At 39.7% G+C, this 14,329-nt stretch carries 13 protein-coding genes; 9 read left to right on the top strand and 4 right to left on the bottom strand.

Features of this window, described 5'->3' with window-relative positions; genetic code table 11:
• Positions 1 to 230 precede the first annotated feature (230 nt).
• From WNY98_RS01030 to WNY98_RS01055, 6 genes are all read left to right on the top strand, one after another.
• Entirely contained in the window at positions 231 to 1,571 is a 1,341-nt protein-coding gene (locus WNY98_RS01030; RefSeq protein ID WP_002958086.1) for a sigma-54 dependent transcriptional regulator, read from the top strand.
• A gap of 14 nt (positions 1,572 to 1,585) precedes the next feature.
• Positions 1,586 to 1,795 (top strand): histidine kinase dimerization/phospho-acceptor domain-containing protein, encoded by a 210-nt coding sequence (locus WNY98_RS01035; RefSeq protein WP_007581523.1) that lies wholly within the window; start codon positions 1,586 to 1,588, stop codon positions 1,793 to 1,795.
• Between the two features lie 38 nt (positions 1,796 to 1,833).
• A complete protein-coding gene (locus WNY98_RS01040) occupies positions 1,834 to 3,318 on the top strand; it encodes an ATP-binding protein (protein ID WP_342876889.1) in 1,485 nt (494 codons plus the stop codon).
• Complete coding sequence (locus WNY98_RS01045; protein WP_002958089.1) at positions 3,319 to 3,780, top strand: response regulator; 462 nt, start codon at positions 3,319 to 3,321, stop codon at positions 3,778 to 3,780.
• A gap of 10 nt (positions 3,781 to 3,790) precedes the next feature.
• Positions 3,791 to 5,758 (top strand): response regulator, encoded by a 1,968-nt coding sequence (locus WNY98_RS01050; RefSeq protein WP_024598671.1) that lies wholly within the window; start codon positions 3,791 to 3,793, stop codon positions 5,756 to 5,758.
• A gap of 333 nt (positions 5,759 to 6,091) precedes the next feature.
• Complete coding sequence (locus WNY98_RS01055; protein WP_342876890.1) at positions 6,092 to 6,712, top strand: fumarylacetoacetate hydrolase family protein; 621 nt, start codon at positions 6,092 to 6,094, stop codon at positions 6,710 to 6,712.
• Here the strand turns inward: WNY98_RS01055 and WNY98_RS01060 are convergent.
• From WNY98_RS01060 to WNY98_RS01070, 3 genes are all read right to left on the bottom strand, one after another.
• The gene (locus WNY98_RS01060; protein WP_342876891.1) at positions 6,663 to 7,586 is read right to left on the bottom strand and encodes an ABC transporter substrate-binding protein; all 924 of its coding nucleotides are present in this window, start codon (positions 7,584 to 7,586) and stop codon (positions 6,663 to 6,665) included. The genes WNY98_RS01055 and WNY98_RS01060 overlap by 50 nt on opposite strands.
• 118 nt (positions 7,587 to 7,704) lie before the next feature.
• Positions 7,705 to 8,757: an aldo/keto reductase gene (locus WNY98_RS01065; RefSeq protein ID WP_342876892.1), complete on the bottom strand. Its 1,053-nt coding sequence runs from the start codon at positions 8,755 to 8,757 to the stop codon at positions 7,705 to 7,707.
• Between the two features lie 9 nt (positions 8,758 to 8,766).
• Positions 8,767 to 9,201, bottom strand: coding sequence for a thioesterase family protein (locus WNY98_RS01070; protein WP_024598668.1), 435 nt, complete (start codon positions 9,199 to 9,201; stop codon positions 8,767 to 8,769).
• A 168-nt stretch (positions 9,202 to 9,369) separates the two neighbouring features.
• Between WNY98_RS01070 and WNY98_RS01075 the strand changes: the two genes are divergently transcribed.
• The 3 genes from WNY98_RS01075 to WNY98_RS01085 all read left to right on the top strand — a co-directional run bounded on the left by WNY98_RS01075 (position 9,370) and on the right by WNY98_RS01085 (position 12,589).
• The gene (locus WNY98_RS01075; protein ID WP_170071746.1) at positions 9,370 to 9,546 is read left to right on the top strand and encodes a hypothetical protein; all 177 of its coding nucleotides are present in this window, start codon (positions 9,370 to 9,372) and stop codon (positions 9,544 to 9,546) included.
• 340 nt (positions 9,547 to 9,886) lie between these two features.
• The gene (gene dinB, locus WNY98_RS01080) at positions 9,887 to 10,939 is read left to right on the top strand and encodes a DNA polymerase IV (RefSeq protein ID WP_294121539.1); all 1,053 of its coding nucleotides are present in this window, start codon (positions 9,887 to 9,889) and stop codon (positions 10,937 to 10,939) included.
• A 129-nt stretch (positions 10,940 to 11,068) separates the two neighbouring features.
• Positions 11,069 to 12,589 carry a leucyl aminopeptidase family protein gene (locus WNY98_RS01085; RefSeq protein ID WP_182723955.1) on the top strand — a complete coding sequence of 507 codons (1,521 nt, stop codon included), beginning with the start codon at positions 11,069 to 11,071 and terminating at the stop codon, positions 12,587 to 12,589.
• A gap of 71 nt (positions 12,590 to 12,660) precedes the next feature.
• On the opposite strand, the gene WNY98_RS01090 is transcribed toward WNY98_RS01085, so the two are convergent.
• Positions 12,661 to 14,298 carry a methyl-accepting chemotaxis protein gene (locus WNY98_RS01090; RefSeq protein ID WP_342876893.1) on the bottom strand — a complete coding sequence of 546 codons (1,638 nt, stop codon included), beginning with the start codon at positions 14,296 to 14,298 and terminating at the stop codon, positions 12,661 to 12,663.
• Between the last annotated feature and the right edge of the window lie 31 nt (positions 14,299 to 14,329).

Here is a 14,329-nt window from a genome sequence, read left to right on the forward strand (position 1 = left end):
GTCTCCTTTTTTAGGTTTTTAATGATAACAGTTGCTACCATTCTATAAATAGAAACGATTTTAATTATTTTTCGTAATTTGTGATCGTTTTTTTTAAGCATACGTAAATATTGAGTTGGTAAAATAGATAGTATTGGATTACTTAACTATTTAAGTAATTAGATTCTAGGTGCGCCTTTAAATTAATATTTAGGATGCGTAGAATAAGAAAAAAAGCATAGGGATTTATCATGTTAGACATACTTTTAGTAGACGATGACGTCGAGTTTAGTGACGTTGTATGCCACATAGTCGAATTCCTCGGCCACAATATAAGCACCGCCACCAGTTTAAAAGAAGCACATCAATGGTTTGAAAATAATACCTTTGACCATGTGTTGCTTGATTTTATGTTACCTGATGGTAGCGGTTTGCACTTACTTGATCACCTAAAAACGATTGGGCAATCTCCAAAAATTACACTTATATCGGGTCATCCTTCAGTTAAAGGCATTTTAGCTGAGATGTGTGAGCCAAATGTAGGGCATTTATTAAAGCCATTACAACGCGAAGATTTAGAGCTGGTTTTAAATGGCCCTAAAAAAGCAGTTAAAAAAGCAAAGTCGGGCGGTATAACGCGTCACTTTGGTGGTTTAATTGGCGAATCAGAAGTAATGCACAAGCTTTACAATATGATTGAACGCGTTGCTAAAACAAATGCCAATGTAATGTTGATGGGTGAAAGTGGTGCAGGTAAAGAAGTTGTAGCTCAGGCTATTCATAACGCAAGCCAGTGCGAAGGCCCGTTAGTGGCGAGCAACTGTGGTGCGCTTTCAAAAGAATTAATAGGTAGTGAATTATTTGGCCATGAAAAAGGCGCCTTTACCGGTGCTATAGCCCGCAAAGAAGGGGTATTTGAGCAATCAAATAACGGTACTTTGTTTTTAGATGAAGTGACCGAAATGCCAATTGATATGCAGCCAAATTTACTGCGAGTGCTTGAAACTAAAAAAGTAACACGCGTGGGTGGTAACAGAGAAATACCAACCAATTGTCGCGTTATTTCGGCTACTAACCGCTCGCTTACTGATTTAGCGCAAAATAATATTATTCGTGAAGATATTTACTTTAGGTTGGCTGTTTTCCCTATTGATATACCGCCACTACGCGACAGAAAAGAAGATATTCCTTTATTAGCGAAAGCATTTTTAGATCAACTTAATGATGAAAATGGCACTGCCTTTAGTTGGACACCCGCACAGCTTAAAGAGTTACAAAGCTATGAATGGCCAGGTAATGTGCGCGAAATTCGCCACGCAATACACCGAGCATTCATTATGAGTGACCCGCAAACTAGCGATATTATTTTACCTGATAACTTAGAGTCGCCGTTTTCACGTGTTAATAACCAAACTGCAGATAAGCCAGTATCAGCAGGGCAAACTATTGAAGAAGTTGAAAAAGAGCTTATTCATGCAACGCTTGATAAGGTGCAAGGTAATAAAACGCTTGCTGCACAAATGCTGGGTATTAGTACTAAAACACTTTATAACCGCCTTAATGCATATGGCGGTATTGGCGAATACAAATAGATTTGAGGAAGGGCATGACATCCGATAACCAAACAGAGCAGCTAAACAAGTTAGTTCACGATGCAAGAGCGCCGCTTAATCGTATATCGATGAATGCAGAGCTTATTAAGTTGGTACTCGAAAACGATATGCCAAAAGAAAAAGCGTTAGATGCGCTTGATAAGATTATTAACAACTGTCAACAGTGTAGTGAAAGTTTACAAAAAATAACTGACTCTCAATAAATATTAAGTGTTGTATAAACGCTAATTCGGGAAGCTAAATGAGCAAACAAGAACATCAAGGGAAAGCGAATATTACTTGGGCAGCTTTTATAGTTGTTGTGTTGAGTATTATTGTGGGTAACGCATTTTTAGCATTGAATACGATTCAAGGTTTAACACAAACCCAAAAAAGTTTAGACAACACTAATATGCTGACAACAGCAATTGAGCAACTACATTTGTCAATAGTGCAGGCTGAATCAGGCCAGCGTGGCTATTTATTAACAGAAGAGACGGATTATTTAACGCCTTACTACGATGCTGTTGGGCAAATTGAGGCGCAGACAGATCATGTTAAGTCGCTGCACTCTGAAATTGATGGCCAAGCTGAGCGTATTGCTCAGTTGCTTGTACTTGTCGATAGTAAAATTAAAGAGCTAAAACAAACCGTAAACTTGGCACTTGATGATAGAGAAAGACGTGCATTGTATGTGTTAAATACACATAAAGGCAGGGAGCTTTATAAGCAAATTAGAGAGTATGTTAATGAAATTCAAGACCGTGAATTACTCTTTAAAGAGAGCCATTTTTCAAAGTTAGCGCAAATTAAGAATGAAGCTAAAATCACGTTTGCTATTACAGCAGTCACAAGCATATTACTTATTATAGGTATGTTTGTAATGACGCGGCTTAATTTAAGAAATGCGGCACGGTATCGCTTTGAGCTTGAAAAACAAAACGAAACATTAGCGACTAAAGTGTCTGAGCGTACACAAGAATTAACGTTGTATTCTGATGAACTGAGCCGAAGTAACCGAGAGCTTGAGGAGTTTGCTTTTGTTGCAAGCCATGACTTACAAGAGCCTCTTAGGAAAATTCAGGCATTTAGTGACCGACTCGAAACCATGTTTAAAGATGAGCTTGGTGAAAAGGGTATTGATTATATTGGACGCATGAAAAATGCGGCGCAACGCATGTCTAATTTAATAAACGACTTACTAGAGTTTTCACGTATTACTACACGCGGTAAAGATTTTGATGATACAAATTTAAACGACGTTGTAACCGATATACTCAGTGATTTAGAAATTGCGATAGGCGAGTCTAATACACAAGTTGATGTAGAGGATTTACCAGTTATTCAGGCTGATAAGAGCCAAATGCAGCAGTTGTTTTTAAACTTGTTGTCGAATGCAGTTAAATTTAGACGCCCAGATGTAAGTCCACATATAAAAATTAGTTACCAGCATGAAGACATTTTTAGCGAGGATCATAATGCTAATTTAAGCTTTCAAGTTATTACTATAGAAGATAACGGTATTGGTTTTTCACAAGACTATGCCGATAAAATATTTGTACCGTTTCAACGTTTACATGGCCGCTCACAATATAAAGGTACGGGTATTGGCCTTTCTGTATGTAGGCGTATTGTGGAACGCCATGGCGGAACAATTACAGCCCAAAGTAAAGACGGTGAAGGTGCAACCTTCATTATAAAACTACCTGTGGAAGCTGCGCTTTTCACATTGCAAGGAGAGGCTTAAATGCCCTATTCAAAAGTAAAACCGATTACTATTTTAATGGCAGACGATGATGAAGATGATCGTTTGTTAACACAAGATGCCCTTGCCGAAAGCCGTGTACTTAACGAGCTTCATTTTGTAGAAGACGGCGTTGAGTTACTTGAATATTTAGAACGTAAAGGTAAGTTTGAAGATAAAACAGTGTCGCCGCGACCAGGATTAATATTACTTGATCTAAATATGCCAAGAATGGATGGCCGTGAAGCGCTTGAAGCTATAAAAGGGAACCCTAATTTAAAGGGAATTCCGGTTGTTATTTTAACTACATCTAAGCAAGAAGAAGATATGGTTAAAGGGTATAACTTAGGTGCTGCATCTTATATTACAAAACCAGTGACGTTTGATGGTTTGGTTGATTTGATGAAAACGCTAGGAAAATACTGGGTAGAGTTTGTAGAGCTACCGACAACATTTAACGATTAATGGAGATTGTATGTTAGATAAAGTGACTCAGTTGCTGCTTGTAGAGGACGATGAAGATGATTATATACTCACCTGCGACTATCTGGACCAATTGGATTCACACACGTTTAACATTCAATGGATAAGCTCCCCAGAGCAGGCAATTGCAACGCTTAGTAAAAATGAGCACGACATTTGCCTGCTTGATTACCGCTTGGGTGCATCTAATGGTTTAGATGTATTAAAAGAGGCCATTGCGAATGGCTTTAGCGGCCCAATTATTATGCTTACCGGGCAGTCAAACGATGAGTTAGACTCGGCAGCGCTTGACGCCGGTGCAGTAGATTACTTAATAAAAACAGAAATGAGTTCGAGCCGTTTTGCACGTGCTATTCGTTATGCACTTGCTCGTAAAGATGTTGAAGGCGAGCGAGTTGAACGTTTAAAAGCCGAAGCTGAGAATCGTTCAAAAGACCGCTTTTTAGCTCATTTGAGCCATGAATTAAGAACCCCTCTATCATCTATTTTAGGTTACACCGAATTATTAATGCAGAGCGATTTTAGTCAGCAAGCAGAAAATGAATTGGGTGTTATTTATCGAAATGGTAAACATTTATTGAGCTTGTTAAACGACGTGCTCGATTTATCTAAAATAGCGGCCGATAAACTCGAACTGACCTTAAGCGAAGTTAACCTTGATAGCATGCTTGCCGATGTATACACCTTAATGCGTGTATCGGTGCTTGATAAAGGCCTTACACTGCGTTTTGAATCTCAACAGCCATTGCCCTTAGTTGCACGACTGGATGCAACAAGAGTTCGCCAAATTTTAATAAACTTAATAAACAATGCGGTTAAATTTACCGATAAAGGCGAAATTGTTGTTAATGCGTGGACGCAGTGGGTTGATGATCATGAAATGCTATTTTTTAGCATTAAAGATTCAGGCATGGGCATTGCCCCTGAAAAACAAGAACTAATATTTAAGCCATTTGAGCAGATAGCCGATGTGGAATCACGCTCTGTAGGTGGTGCAGGCCTTGGCTTGGCAATATGTGCTGAGTTGTTAGCGCGTATGCACGGTAATATTAGTTTGCACTCTGAAATTGGCAAGGGTGCTACATTTACGATTTCGGTGTATCCAGGTGATATTAGCGAAGTAGAACGACAAGTACTTAATTTTAGCAGCGTTCCACAACTACAAAGTAAATCGGCCCCATGCAAAGTGCATGGGCGAGTATTAGTAGTTGATGATTTACGTGATTTACGCATGTTAGTAGGGCATATGATCAGTACCTGTGGTGCGCGCGTAGATTACGCCGAACATGGGCAGCAAGCACTTGAAAAAGTGCGTATTGCAGATGCGTATAAAGCGCCTTACGATATTATTTTTATTGATATTCATATGCCTGTAATGGGCGGCAAGGAAGCTACCATAGAGCTCAGAAAAATGGGCTACAAAGGCCCAATAATTGCGCTTACGGCAGCTACAATGAAAGGAATACGCGAAGAGCTTGCAGCCCTTGGCTTTAACGATGTAATACCAAAGCCCGTTGATAGCGCTGCTTTATACCAGTGCCTGCAAGATTATTTAGTCGCGCCGGAGCATGCACCGCAAGCTAAAAATATACATTGTAGTAATGGCTTAACCGAGAAAAAACAACGTTTTTTACTGGTAGAAGACGATCACGATGCAGCGCAAATTACGCAGCTACTTTTAGAAAGTTTAGGTGTTGAGACGGTGATTGCATCAAGTTGCGCGCAATGTTTACAAATACTTAATCACGACCAGCAATTTAATAAAGTATTGCTAGATATGCATTTACCCGATGGACGTGGCACTGATTTAGGCCAGCAAATTAATGAGCGATATCCAGAGCTTCGCTTGGTAATTGTAAGTGGTGCAGAGCCAGATCCTAGAGAAATAAAAGATTTAAATATAGACCGAGTTTTACTTAAACCTATTAATTTGAGCTTACTTGAAACGCTTATTAGCTAGGGCCTGTTTATCTTTCGAGGTTGAATTTGCAGCAGTATGTTTGGTATTTAGGCAAGGCAGAGCCTGTGTAGTGTGGTTATTCCCCATAAATAGGCGATAACGTAGCACAAATGCCAAACATGCGCTGCCCGAAGGGTTCTGCCCAGGGGCTATTTACTCTTTGTTGCTCGGTTTTTACTTATTCTTACAGGGATGTAAGTCAGTAGAATAACGCAGGAGCAGTTATCGAGCCCACTAGGTTACAAACCTCGCGCCGCGATTAAATAGCCCCTAGATTGAACGAATTTTAATCCTGAAAGGTCAACAGGCCCTAATAACTGAGACATTATTTATATGCATTCAATAAAGTTAGTATCTGAAGAATTAATACCATCAAAAGTAGTGTGTGTTGGCCGTAACTATACCGCACATATTGCAGAGCTAAATAACGAAACGCCAGAACAAATGGTTTTATTTAACAAACCAAATAGCGCAATTACTAATACGTTACTTGCAGCTCATAACGGTGACACGCTGCATTATGAAACCGAGTTATGCTTTGTAATTAAAGATAAAAAATTTGTAGGTGTTGGGTTGGGTTTAGATTTAACTAAACGCACAGTACAAAGTAAATTAAAAAATAAAGGGCTTCCATGGGAGCGCGCTAAAGCGTTTGATGGCTCTGTTATTTTAAGTGACTTTGTCGAACTAACTGATGCAATGAAACACTTTACGTTTGAACTTAAAATTAATAATGAAGTGATTCAGCGAGGTGATACTCATTTTATGCTACATAATCCTGACTTGATTTTACAAGAGATTAATGAATTTATGAGCCTCGAGGACGGTGATGTAGTAATGACAGGCACACCTTCGGGCGTAGGTGAGGTAACGGCTAAAAGTATTTTTGCTGTTGCACTTTATGCTAACGATCAGTGTTTACTTGAGCATCAGTGGAAAGTAAGTAAAAATTAATGACTTGCTGTTGGTAGTGTTTATCAAAGTCGGTAAAGGTAGTTTTAAGCCAAGTATGCTGACTTTGTTGGTACTCAGGTGATTGTAGTACGTTGTTTTTTAGTGAACGGTTAATTTTTTTGAGCGCTTGCTCTGCAAAATTATTGGGGGCGTTAGCCGCACAGCCTATTGCTCCTCTTATAAATTGAACATCATTTTCTTCTATTGGCACACTCTCTATATTCGTAAATTCGCCTTGCTTATTAAAGTAATCGGCCATAAACGGGTAATCAATTGAATAGTCTAAAAATCCGTGACTCAAACGCGCTATAACAGCCTGACTTTCGTTTTCACTGCTCCAACTTAACGATGACTCTTTATCTCGTTTTGTATTTTCGATAATAGTATTAATTTCAGTTGTAAATTTACGTGCAGCGGCTTGTCCATATACGTATTGGGGATCAGTTAATAAATTAATAAGATGAATAGGCGAGCCGTGCTTTTTCTCTAATTGTGGCTTTAGCTCTTTTGTCGTGATAATTGAAAATGGAGGATATACCGTTGTTGGATTTGAGTAGTTAAGTAGTTGGTTATTATATTTTTTATAAATAACACATGGGAAACATACGTTTTTTCCTTCATTTAAATATTTATTTATACGCTGCTGAGGGACTATTAAGCGAGTATGTTTTACATCAGTTATGGTTCTGATTAGTTGCTCAGTTAGATTGTCGCAAATTCCACCTTGTGGTGCACTTTCGCTCTTAGCTATATGAAAAGGGGGCGTGTAACTTTGCAGCCAAATAATCTCTTCTAGAGGCTGTACTTTTTGCTCAACGGCATGTGCGTTAAATACAATTAATAAGCAAAATGCATAGTATCCGTTTTTCAGCATTGATAATTATTCGTTGAATTAATAAAACTTAATTAAAGTATAGTGTTGGTTGTTGTAGGGTCAAATATTTTAGTTAAAGGCAGCCTTTATGCAAGGCTGCTTTTTAACTGGTACACGCTTAATAAGGCATTGGATAGTTTTTAAATATAGTATTAATTTCGCTAAGGATTTCGTCACTTAATGTAATGTTAAATGCATCAATATCTTCTTTTAATTGGGCTATGGTTGTTGCACCAATAATTGAAGATGTGACGCCATCTACTTGGTTACACCATGCGAGTGCTAGTTGTGCTGGAGTGATATTGTTTGCATGAGCCAGTTCAACATACTGCTTAGTTGCTTGCTCTGCGTTTAGTGTATCTCTAAAAATACCGTTGCGCTGCATGAAGGTCCAACGAGAGCCTTCTGGGCGAGCACCATTTAGGTATTTACCCGTTAATAAACCGGCGGCTAAAGGTGACCACGGTAAGTAGGCAATATCTTCGTGTACACATTGCTCTATTAAATACGGCCAGTCTTTAGCGTGCGCTAGGCTGAACTCATTTTGAATAGATACCATGCGCGGTAAGTTATGCTCTTTGGCCAAGCTTAAAAACTGGCTTATACCCCATGGCGTATCGTCAGATAAACCACAGTGCTTAATTTTACCTGCTTTAACACATTCATTAAGGCCTTGTAGAATATCAAGCATACTAGCTTGGTGTTCTTGTGTATTTACGTCGGTAAATTTAAGTGTGCCAGGCCATTGTCTGCCAAAGTGTGGAGTAGAGCGATTTGGCCAATGCAGCTGATATAAATCAATGTAGTCGGTTTGAAGACGCTTAAGTGAGTCGTCCACGGCTTCTATTACTGTTTGGCGAGTAATATTACCGCCATCACGTACCCAAGATAATCCATTGCCTGCAATTTTTGTGGCAAGTACTACATCGCCACGCTTTTGCTGATTACGCGATAGCCAGTCGCCAATAATTTCCTCGGTTTTGCCATAGGTCTCTGGAGAAGGAGGCACAGCATACATTTCGGCTGTATCAATAAAGTTTACGCCTTGCTCTAGCGCGTAGGCTATTTGTTCATCAGCATCGCTTTGAGTATTTTGTTTACCCCAAGTCATACTGCCTAAACATACTCTTGAAACGTTAATACCACTGCTGCCAAGTGGGCTGTATTGCATGAGAATTCCTTATTGATCGTCTTGAGAGTAGCTAACTAACGCTGATAAAAGAGGCTCTGCAATTGGCGCTTTTTGGCCTGTTTCAAAATCAAACATAACCACTTTTGAAGTGCCTGTTGTTGTTATAGCGTTTTGCGCGTGACTAAATACGGTGTAATTCATAACAAATCGATCTGTTTTTATATCAGAAATAGTAACGCCAACTGTAAGCGTATCTGGAAAAGTAACTGGGCGTTTATAACGAATGTTGTTTTCGCTTATTACCGGACCTACGCCATTAGAGCTTATTGTATCGAACAGATTTATTTTATTTAAGAAGTCGATTCGGGCTATTTCAAAGTAACGTAAATACACCACATTATTTACGTGTTGTAGTGCATCCATATCAGCCCACGCTACGGTGATGTCGGTATGGATAGGGTGCTGATCTTTAAACGTTTGCATTATTTATTGGCCCTTAATTTTAAAGTATTTAGATTATCAATATGGAGTTGTGAGCTCAAGGTAATTAATAGCATGTTTTTTTATAAGATGATTGTACCTGTTTAATTTTAGGTCTACAGTTAAATTACACAGACAAACACAAACACAAAAACACACACAGAGGTATGTATGCACAATATAATTAATTGGTCTTTAGCTTGTTTGGTTTTTATAGCCTCATTTACCTGCTACGCAATGGGTAATGAATCTGGCGCTATTATTTTGATGTTAGCGGGGTTTTTCTTCGAAGTTATGTTTTGGTTACGTGGCCATAAAGAGCCAGAAGATAATAAGCACTTTTTTTAATCGCTAACTAGGGCCTGTTGACCTTTCAGGATTAAAATTTGTTCAATCTAGGGGCTATTTAATCGCGGCGCGAGGTTTGTGACCTAGTGGGCTAAGTAAAAACCGAGCAACAAAGAGTAAATTGCCCCTAGGCAGAACCCTTCGGGCAGCGTATGTTTGGCATTTGTGCTACGTTATCGCCTATTTATGGGGAATAACCACACTACATAGGCTCTGCCTTGCCTAAATACCAAACATACTGCTGCAAATTTAACCTCGAAAGATAAACAGGCCCTAGGCTTGCTTATCACATTTGATTCTATAATAATGGCTGTATAAATAACCAGTTGTTGTTGTGGTGATGAAGAAGTTTATTCACATAGACATGGATTGCTTTTATGCAGCAGTAGAAATGCGAGATAATCCTAAACTTGCATGTGTACCGCTTGCTATTGGAGGCAATAGCCGACGAGGCGTGCTCTCAACCGCTAACTATATAGCGAGAGAATATGGCGTACGATCGGCTATGTCGAACTATCATGCTAAACAATTATGCCCCGATTTAGTTATTGTTCCTGGGCGCATGGCTGTATACAAAGAAGCTTCAAATCAAATACGCGAAGTATTTAGCCGCTATACAGACTTAATAGAGCCTCTCTCCCTTGACGAAGCCTACCTAGATGTAACAGACAGCACCGCTTGTAAAGGCAGTGCTACACTAATTGCACAGCAAATAAGAGCCGATATTTACAGTGCCACAGGATTAACTGCATCAGCAGGTATTGCACCAATTAAGTTTATTGCCAAAATTGCCAGTGACGAAAAAAAACCGAATGGTCAGTTTGTCGTTTTGCCTCATGAGATCGATGACTTTTTAGCGCAATTACCGCTGGGGAAAATTCCGGGGGTGGGTAAAGTAACGCTCGAAAAACTCAATTTAAAAGGCTTATATACCGGCAAAGATGTACGTGAAAAGGGCGTAAATTGGATGCAGCAACATGTAGGCAATTTTGGTGTATCGCTTTATCAAAAATGTGCAGGTGAGTATATTGGTAAAGTATCGACAGATCGCATTAGAAAATCTCTGAGTGTTGAACATACCTACGAATACAATAAAACAAGTTTGCAAGAGTGCTTAGATGAGCTTCCAAAACTCTTAGACGAATTAGTTTTAAGGCTTAATAAGCAACAATTACAAAACCGTATTAATAAATTGAGTGTTAAGGTGAAGTTTGCAAATTTTGTAGTAACCTCAGCCGACCAGGCATACCACGAACTAAACACTGAAATACTTGTTCAACTACTTACCAAGGCTTATCAAAGAGGTTTACAGCAGCCTGTACGATTACTTGGTATAGGCGTTGGTATTAAAAGTGAGCCAGAGCAAAACTTTCAACTGAGTATTCTTGATTAAGCTGTAAAGCCTGTAACTCCAAGTTGCCATTTATTGATAGGTTATGTGATTAGCTCATCGCTCCTTACTGGTCTTCAATATTTAAATCGACGATAATAGGGGCTTATGTTTTCTAACAGGACCTTATTTATGGCATACCCTCAAGCGGTTAGTGCAAGCCTTGAATGCACATCTCATGATGCGCTTATTATTATTAGTAATGACTTTTCTCAGTTACCAAATAACTCATTACGTGATGCTATTTTAGCTCAAGCAAACGTAGATTCTCGCATCGGTAAGCAAGTTACTTTATTAGTAATTGAAAACAAGCGCGTTGTACTTGCGCCAACCGGTCCGTTAAATAGAGATTACGACGACGTGCGTCGTTATTTTGATGCTGCTAAATTAGCAATTAACGAAGCAAAAGCGTCGGGCAGTATTAACCCTGCATTATTTTTACCAAATTTAAATGGCGATAGCCGTTATCAGCATGCTTTAGAGGTTGCTTATTTAGGCGCTTGCCAAGCCTTATGGCAGCCATTAGAAGCGCGTGAATATCACGGTGAAAGCATTGAACCAATTACACAGATTGGTTTAGTTGGCGCAAGCGAGCAAACTATTAAAGCTGTTAATGCAATTGCAGCTGGCCAATATGCAGCGCGTGACCTGTGTGGTACTGAACCTGAGCGTATGGCTCCCCCACGTTTTGCTGATTACTGCGTTGAATTGTTTAAAGGCTCAAACATTGCAGTTGACGTAATTGATGATATTGCAGCTATTGATAAAAACTACCCAATGCTAAGTACAGTTGCTCGCGCATCGTATGCAGTTGAGCGCCATCACCCACGTGTTGTCAAGCTTGAATATGTACCAGAGGGCGAAATTACTCGCACACTTATGTTTGTAGGTAAGGGCCTTGTATACGATACAGGCGGTGCAGATTTAAAAGTAGGCGGCCATATGGCAGGCATGAGCCGTGATAAAGGCGGCGCAGCTTCTGTTGCGGGCTTTATGAAAGCCGTTGCTGATTATCAGCCTAAAGGCGTTAAAGTGGTCTCGTACTTAGCTGTTGTTCGTAACTCTATTGGCTCAGATTGTTTTGTGCCAGATGAAATTATTACTAGCCGTGAAGGTGTTCGTGTCCGTATTGGTAATACCGATGCAGAAGGGCGTTTAGCAATGGGCGACCTGCTTAGCGAAATGAAAGATTTAGCTAAAGGTGAGGTTAATCCAACGCTGTTTACTGTTGCTACATTAACGGGTCATGCAGCTCGCGCAATGGGTCCTTACGGTGCGTATGTTGAAAATGGTCCAGCTCGTAGTGCTGGTGTTTCACGTCAAATAGCTGACCTTGGAGATTTGTGGGCCGATGGCGCTGAAGTATCGCGTTCACGCCGTGAAGACTACGACTTTATTAAACCACGTACGCTAGCTGACGATGTTTTATCTAGCAATAACGCAGCATCTGCCGTTACTGCTCGTGGACATCAGTTCCCTATGGCGTTTATGGCTATTGTTGGTGGGCTTGATAAGCACGGTAACGACTCTGCACAGCCTCTACCTTATGTTCATATGGATATAGCAGGTAGCGGTGTTGAAGGCGGTGATTGGCAGCATGGTAAGCCAACAGCTGCATCAGTAACGAGCTTGTTTGCACGTTATTGTTTGTAAGCTAAAAACTTACATGTAATAAAAAAGCCCTGTTAATTCAGGGCTTTTGCATTTTATGAGAACGCTATCGATTAATCTAATTTAAAACGATTAACTACGCTCGAAAGACCTTCGCTACTTTGTTTGAGGTTATCACTGGCATCGGTAAGCTGCTTAGTATTATTTAATGATTGCTCAGTTGATTGAGATAGCTCATTAATACGCAAATTAACCTCGTCGGCAGCTTGCGTTTGTTGCTCTGTGGCACGTGCTATTTGGCTGTTCATTTCGGTAATAATTGAAACAAGTCGTTCTATTTCATTAAGTGAAGTATTGGCTGATGACACCTGCTCTACGGTAGAAACTGAAAGTGCTTGGCTTGATTTAACTGCTTCTACTGCTGCTTTTGCACCTTCTTGTAGTTTAGTGATCATGGTTTGAATTTCGTCAGTACTTTGCCCTGTACGACTGGCCAGTGTTCTTACTTCATCTGCAACAACAGCAAATCCTCGACCATGCTCTCCTGCGCGAGCTGCTTCAATGGCAGCGTTTAATGCCAGTAAGTTTGTCTGCTCCGATATGCTTCTTATTACATCAAGCACAGAGCCTATATTATGGCTCTCGTTGGCTAAATCTTCTGTTACACGGCTGACTGTTTCAATGTTGCTTGAGAGTGTTTCTATTGCTGTAATTGTTTGCGCAACCACATTTTTACCCGTTGATGCATTTTGTGCTGCATCCTTAGCTGCTTGCTCTGCGGCTTCGGCGTTACGGCTCACATCGTGTATTTGGTGAGTCATTTGCTCCATGGCAGCTGCAACTTGGGTTGAACTATCGTTTTGAAGCTCAATAAATGAGTGGCTTGTTCTACTTGAGTCGTCAACTGTATGCGCATGTTCGCTTACATCGTTTGCACTTTGTGCTACATGAACAAGTGACTCTCGCATTTTTAGAGCAAATAAATTAAATGAACGTGATAGTTCAGATATTTCATCATTACCGGATTCATTTAATTTACGGGTTAAATCGCCTTCGCCTTGAGAAATGTCTTTCATCATATCGGCTGCTAAGCGAGTCGGTATTAAAATACTCTTACCTATAAAGTAACTAAGTAAAATAACAGCAATAATCATAATTATTGCACTGATGACTATAAGGTTACGTTGCTCGCTAAATGCTTCTTCAATTGAATCAAGGTAAACACCCGAGCCAATAATCCACTGCCATTGATTAAAACCTTTAACAAATGCGATTTTTTCAACCGGTTTATCTTTACCTGGTTTTGGCCATTTATAAGGGATAAATCCCTCGCCAGAGCGTTTAACTATATTTACCATATCAACAAACAATGCTTTGCCGTCAGGGTCCTTGTTATTAGTTAAATCTTTTCCATCAAGCGCAGGTTTTATAGGGTGCATAACCATTGTTGGCTGGTAATTGTTAATCCAAAAGTAATTGGTTTTGTCGTAGCGCAGTGCTTTTATTGCATTAAGTGCTTGTGATTGAGCTTGTTGTTGAGTGAGAGTGTTATCTTGTTCAAGCGCATAATAGTGCTCGATTATACTGTACGCCGTTTCTACTACATTTTGTGTTTTTATGTATTGCTCGTCTTTTAGCGAACTATATTGATGAGTTAGGCTCGATATACTAAGTATTATTAGTCCAAATACAACGATGGCTATTAACAGTGAAAAACGCTGGGATATACTAAAACTTCGTAGATTAGGCATACATTTATCCTCAAAAAGTGTGCGCTTTAGC

It is taken from the genome of Pseudoalteromonas sp. AS71, from assembly GCF_038900275.1.
In the GTDB taxonomy this organism is placed as follows: Bacteria; Pseudomonadota; Gammaproteobacteria; order Enterobacterales; family Alteromonadaceae; genus Pseudoalteromonas.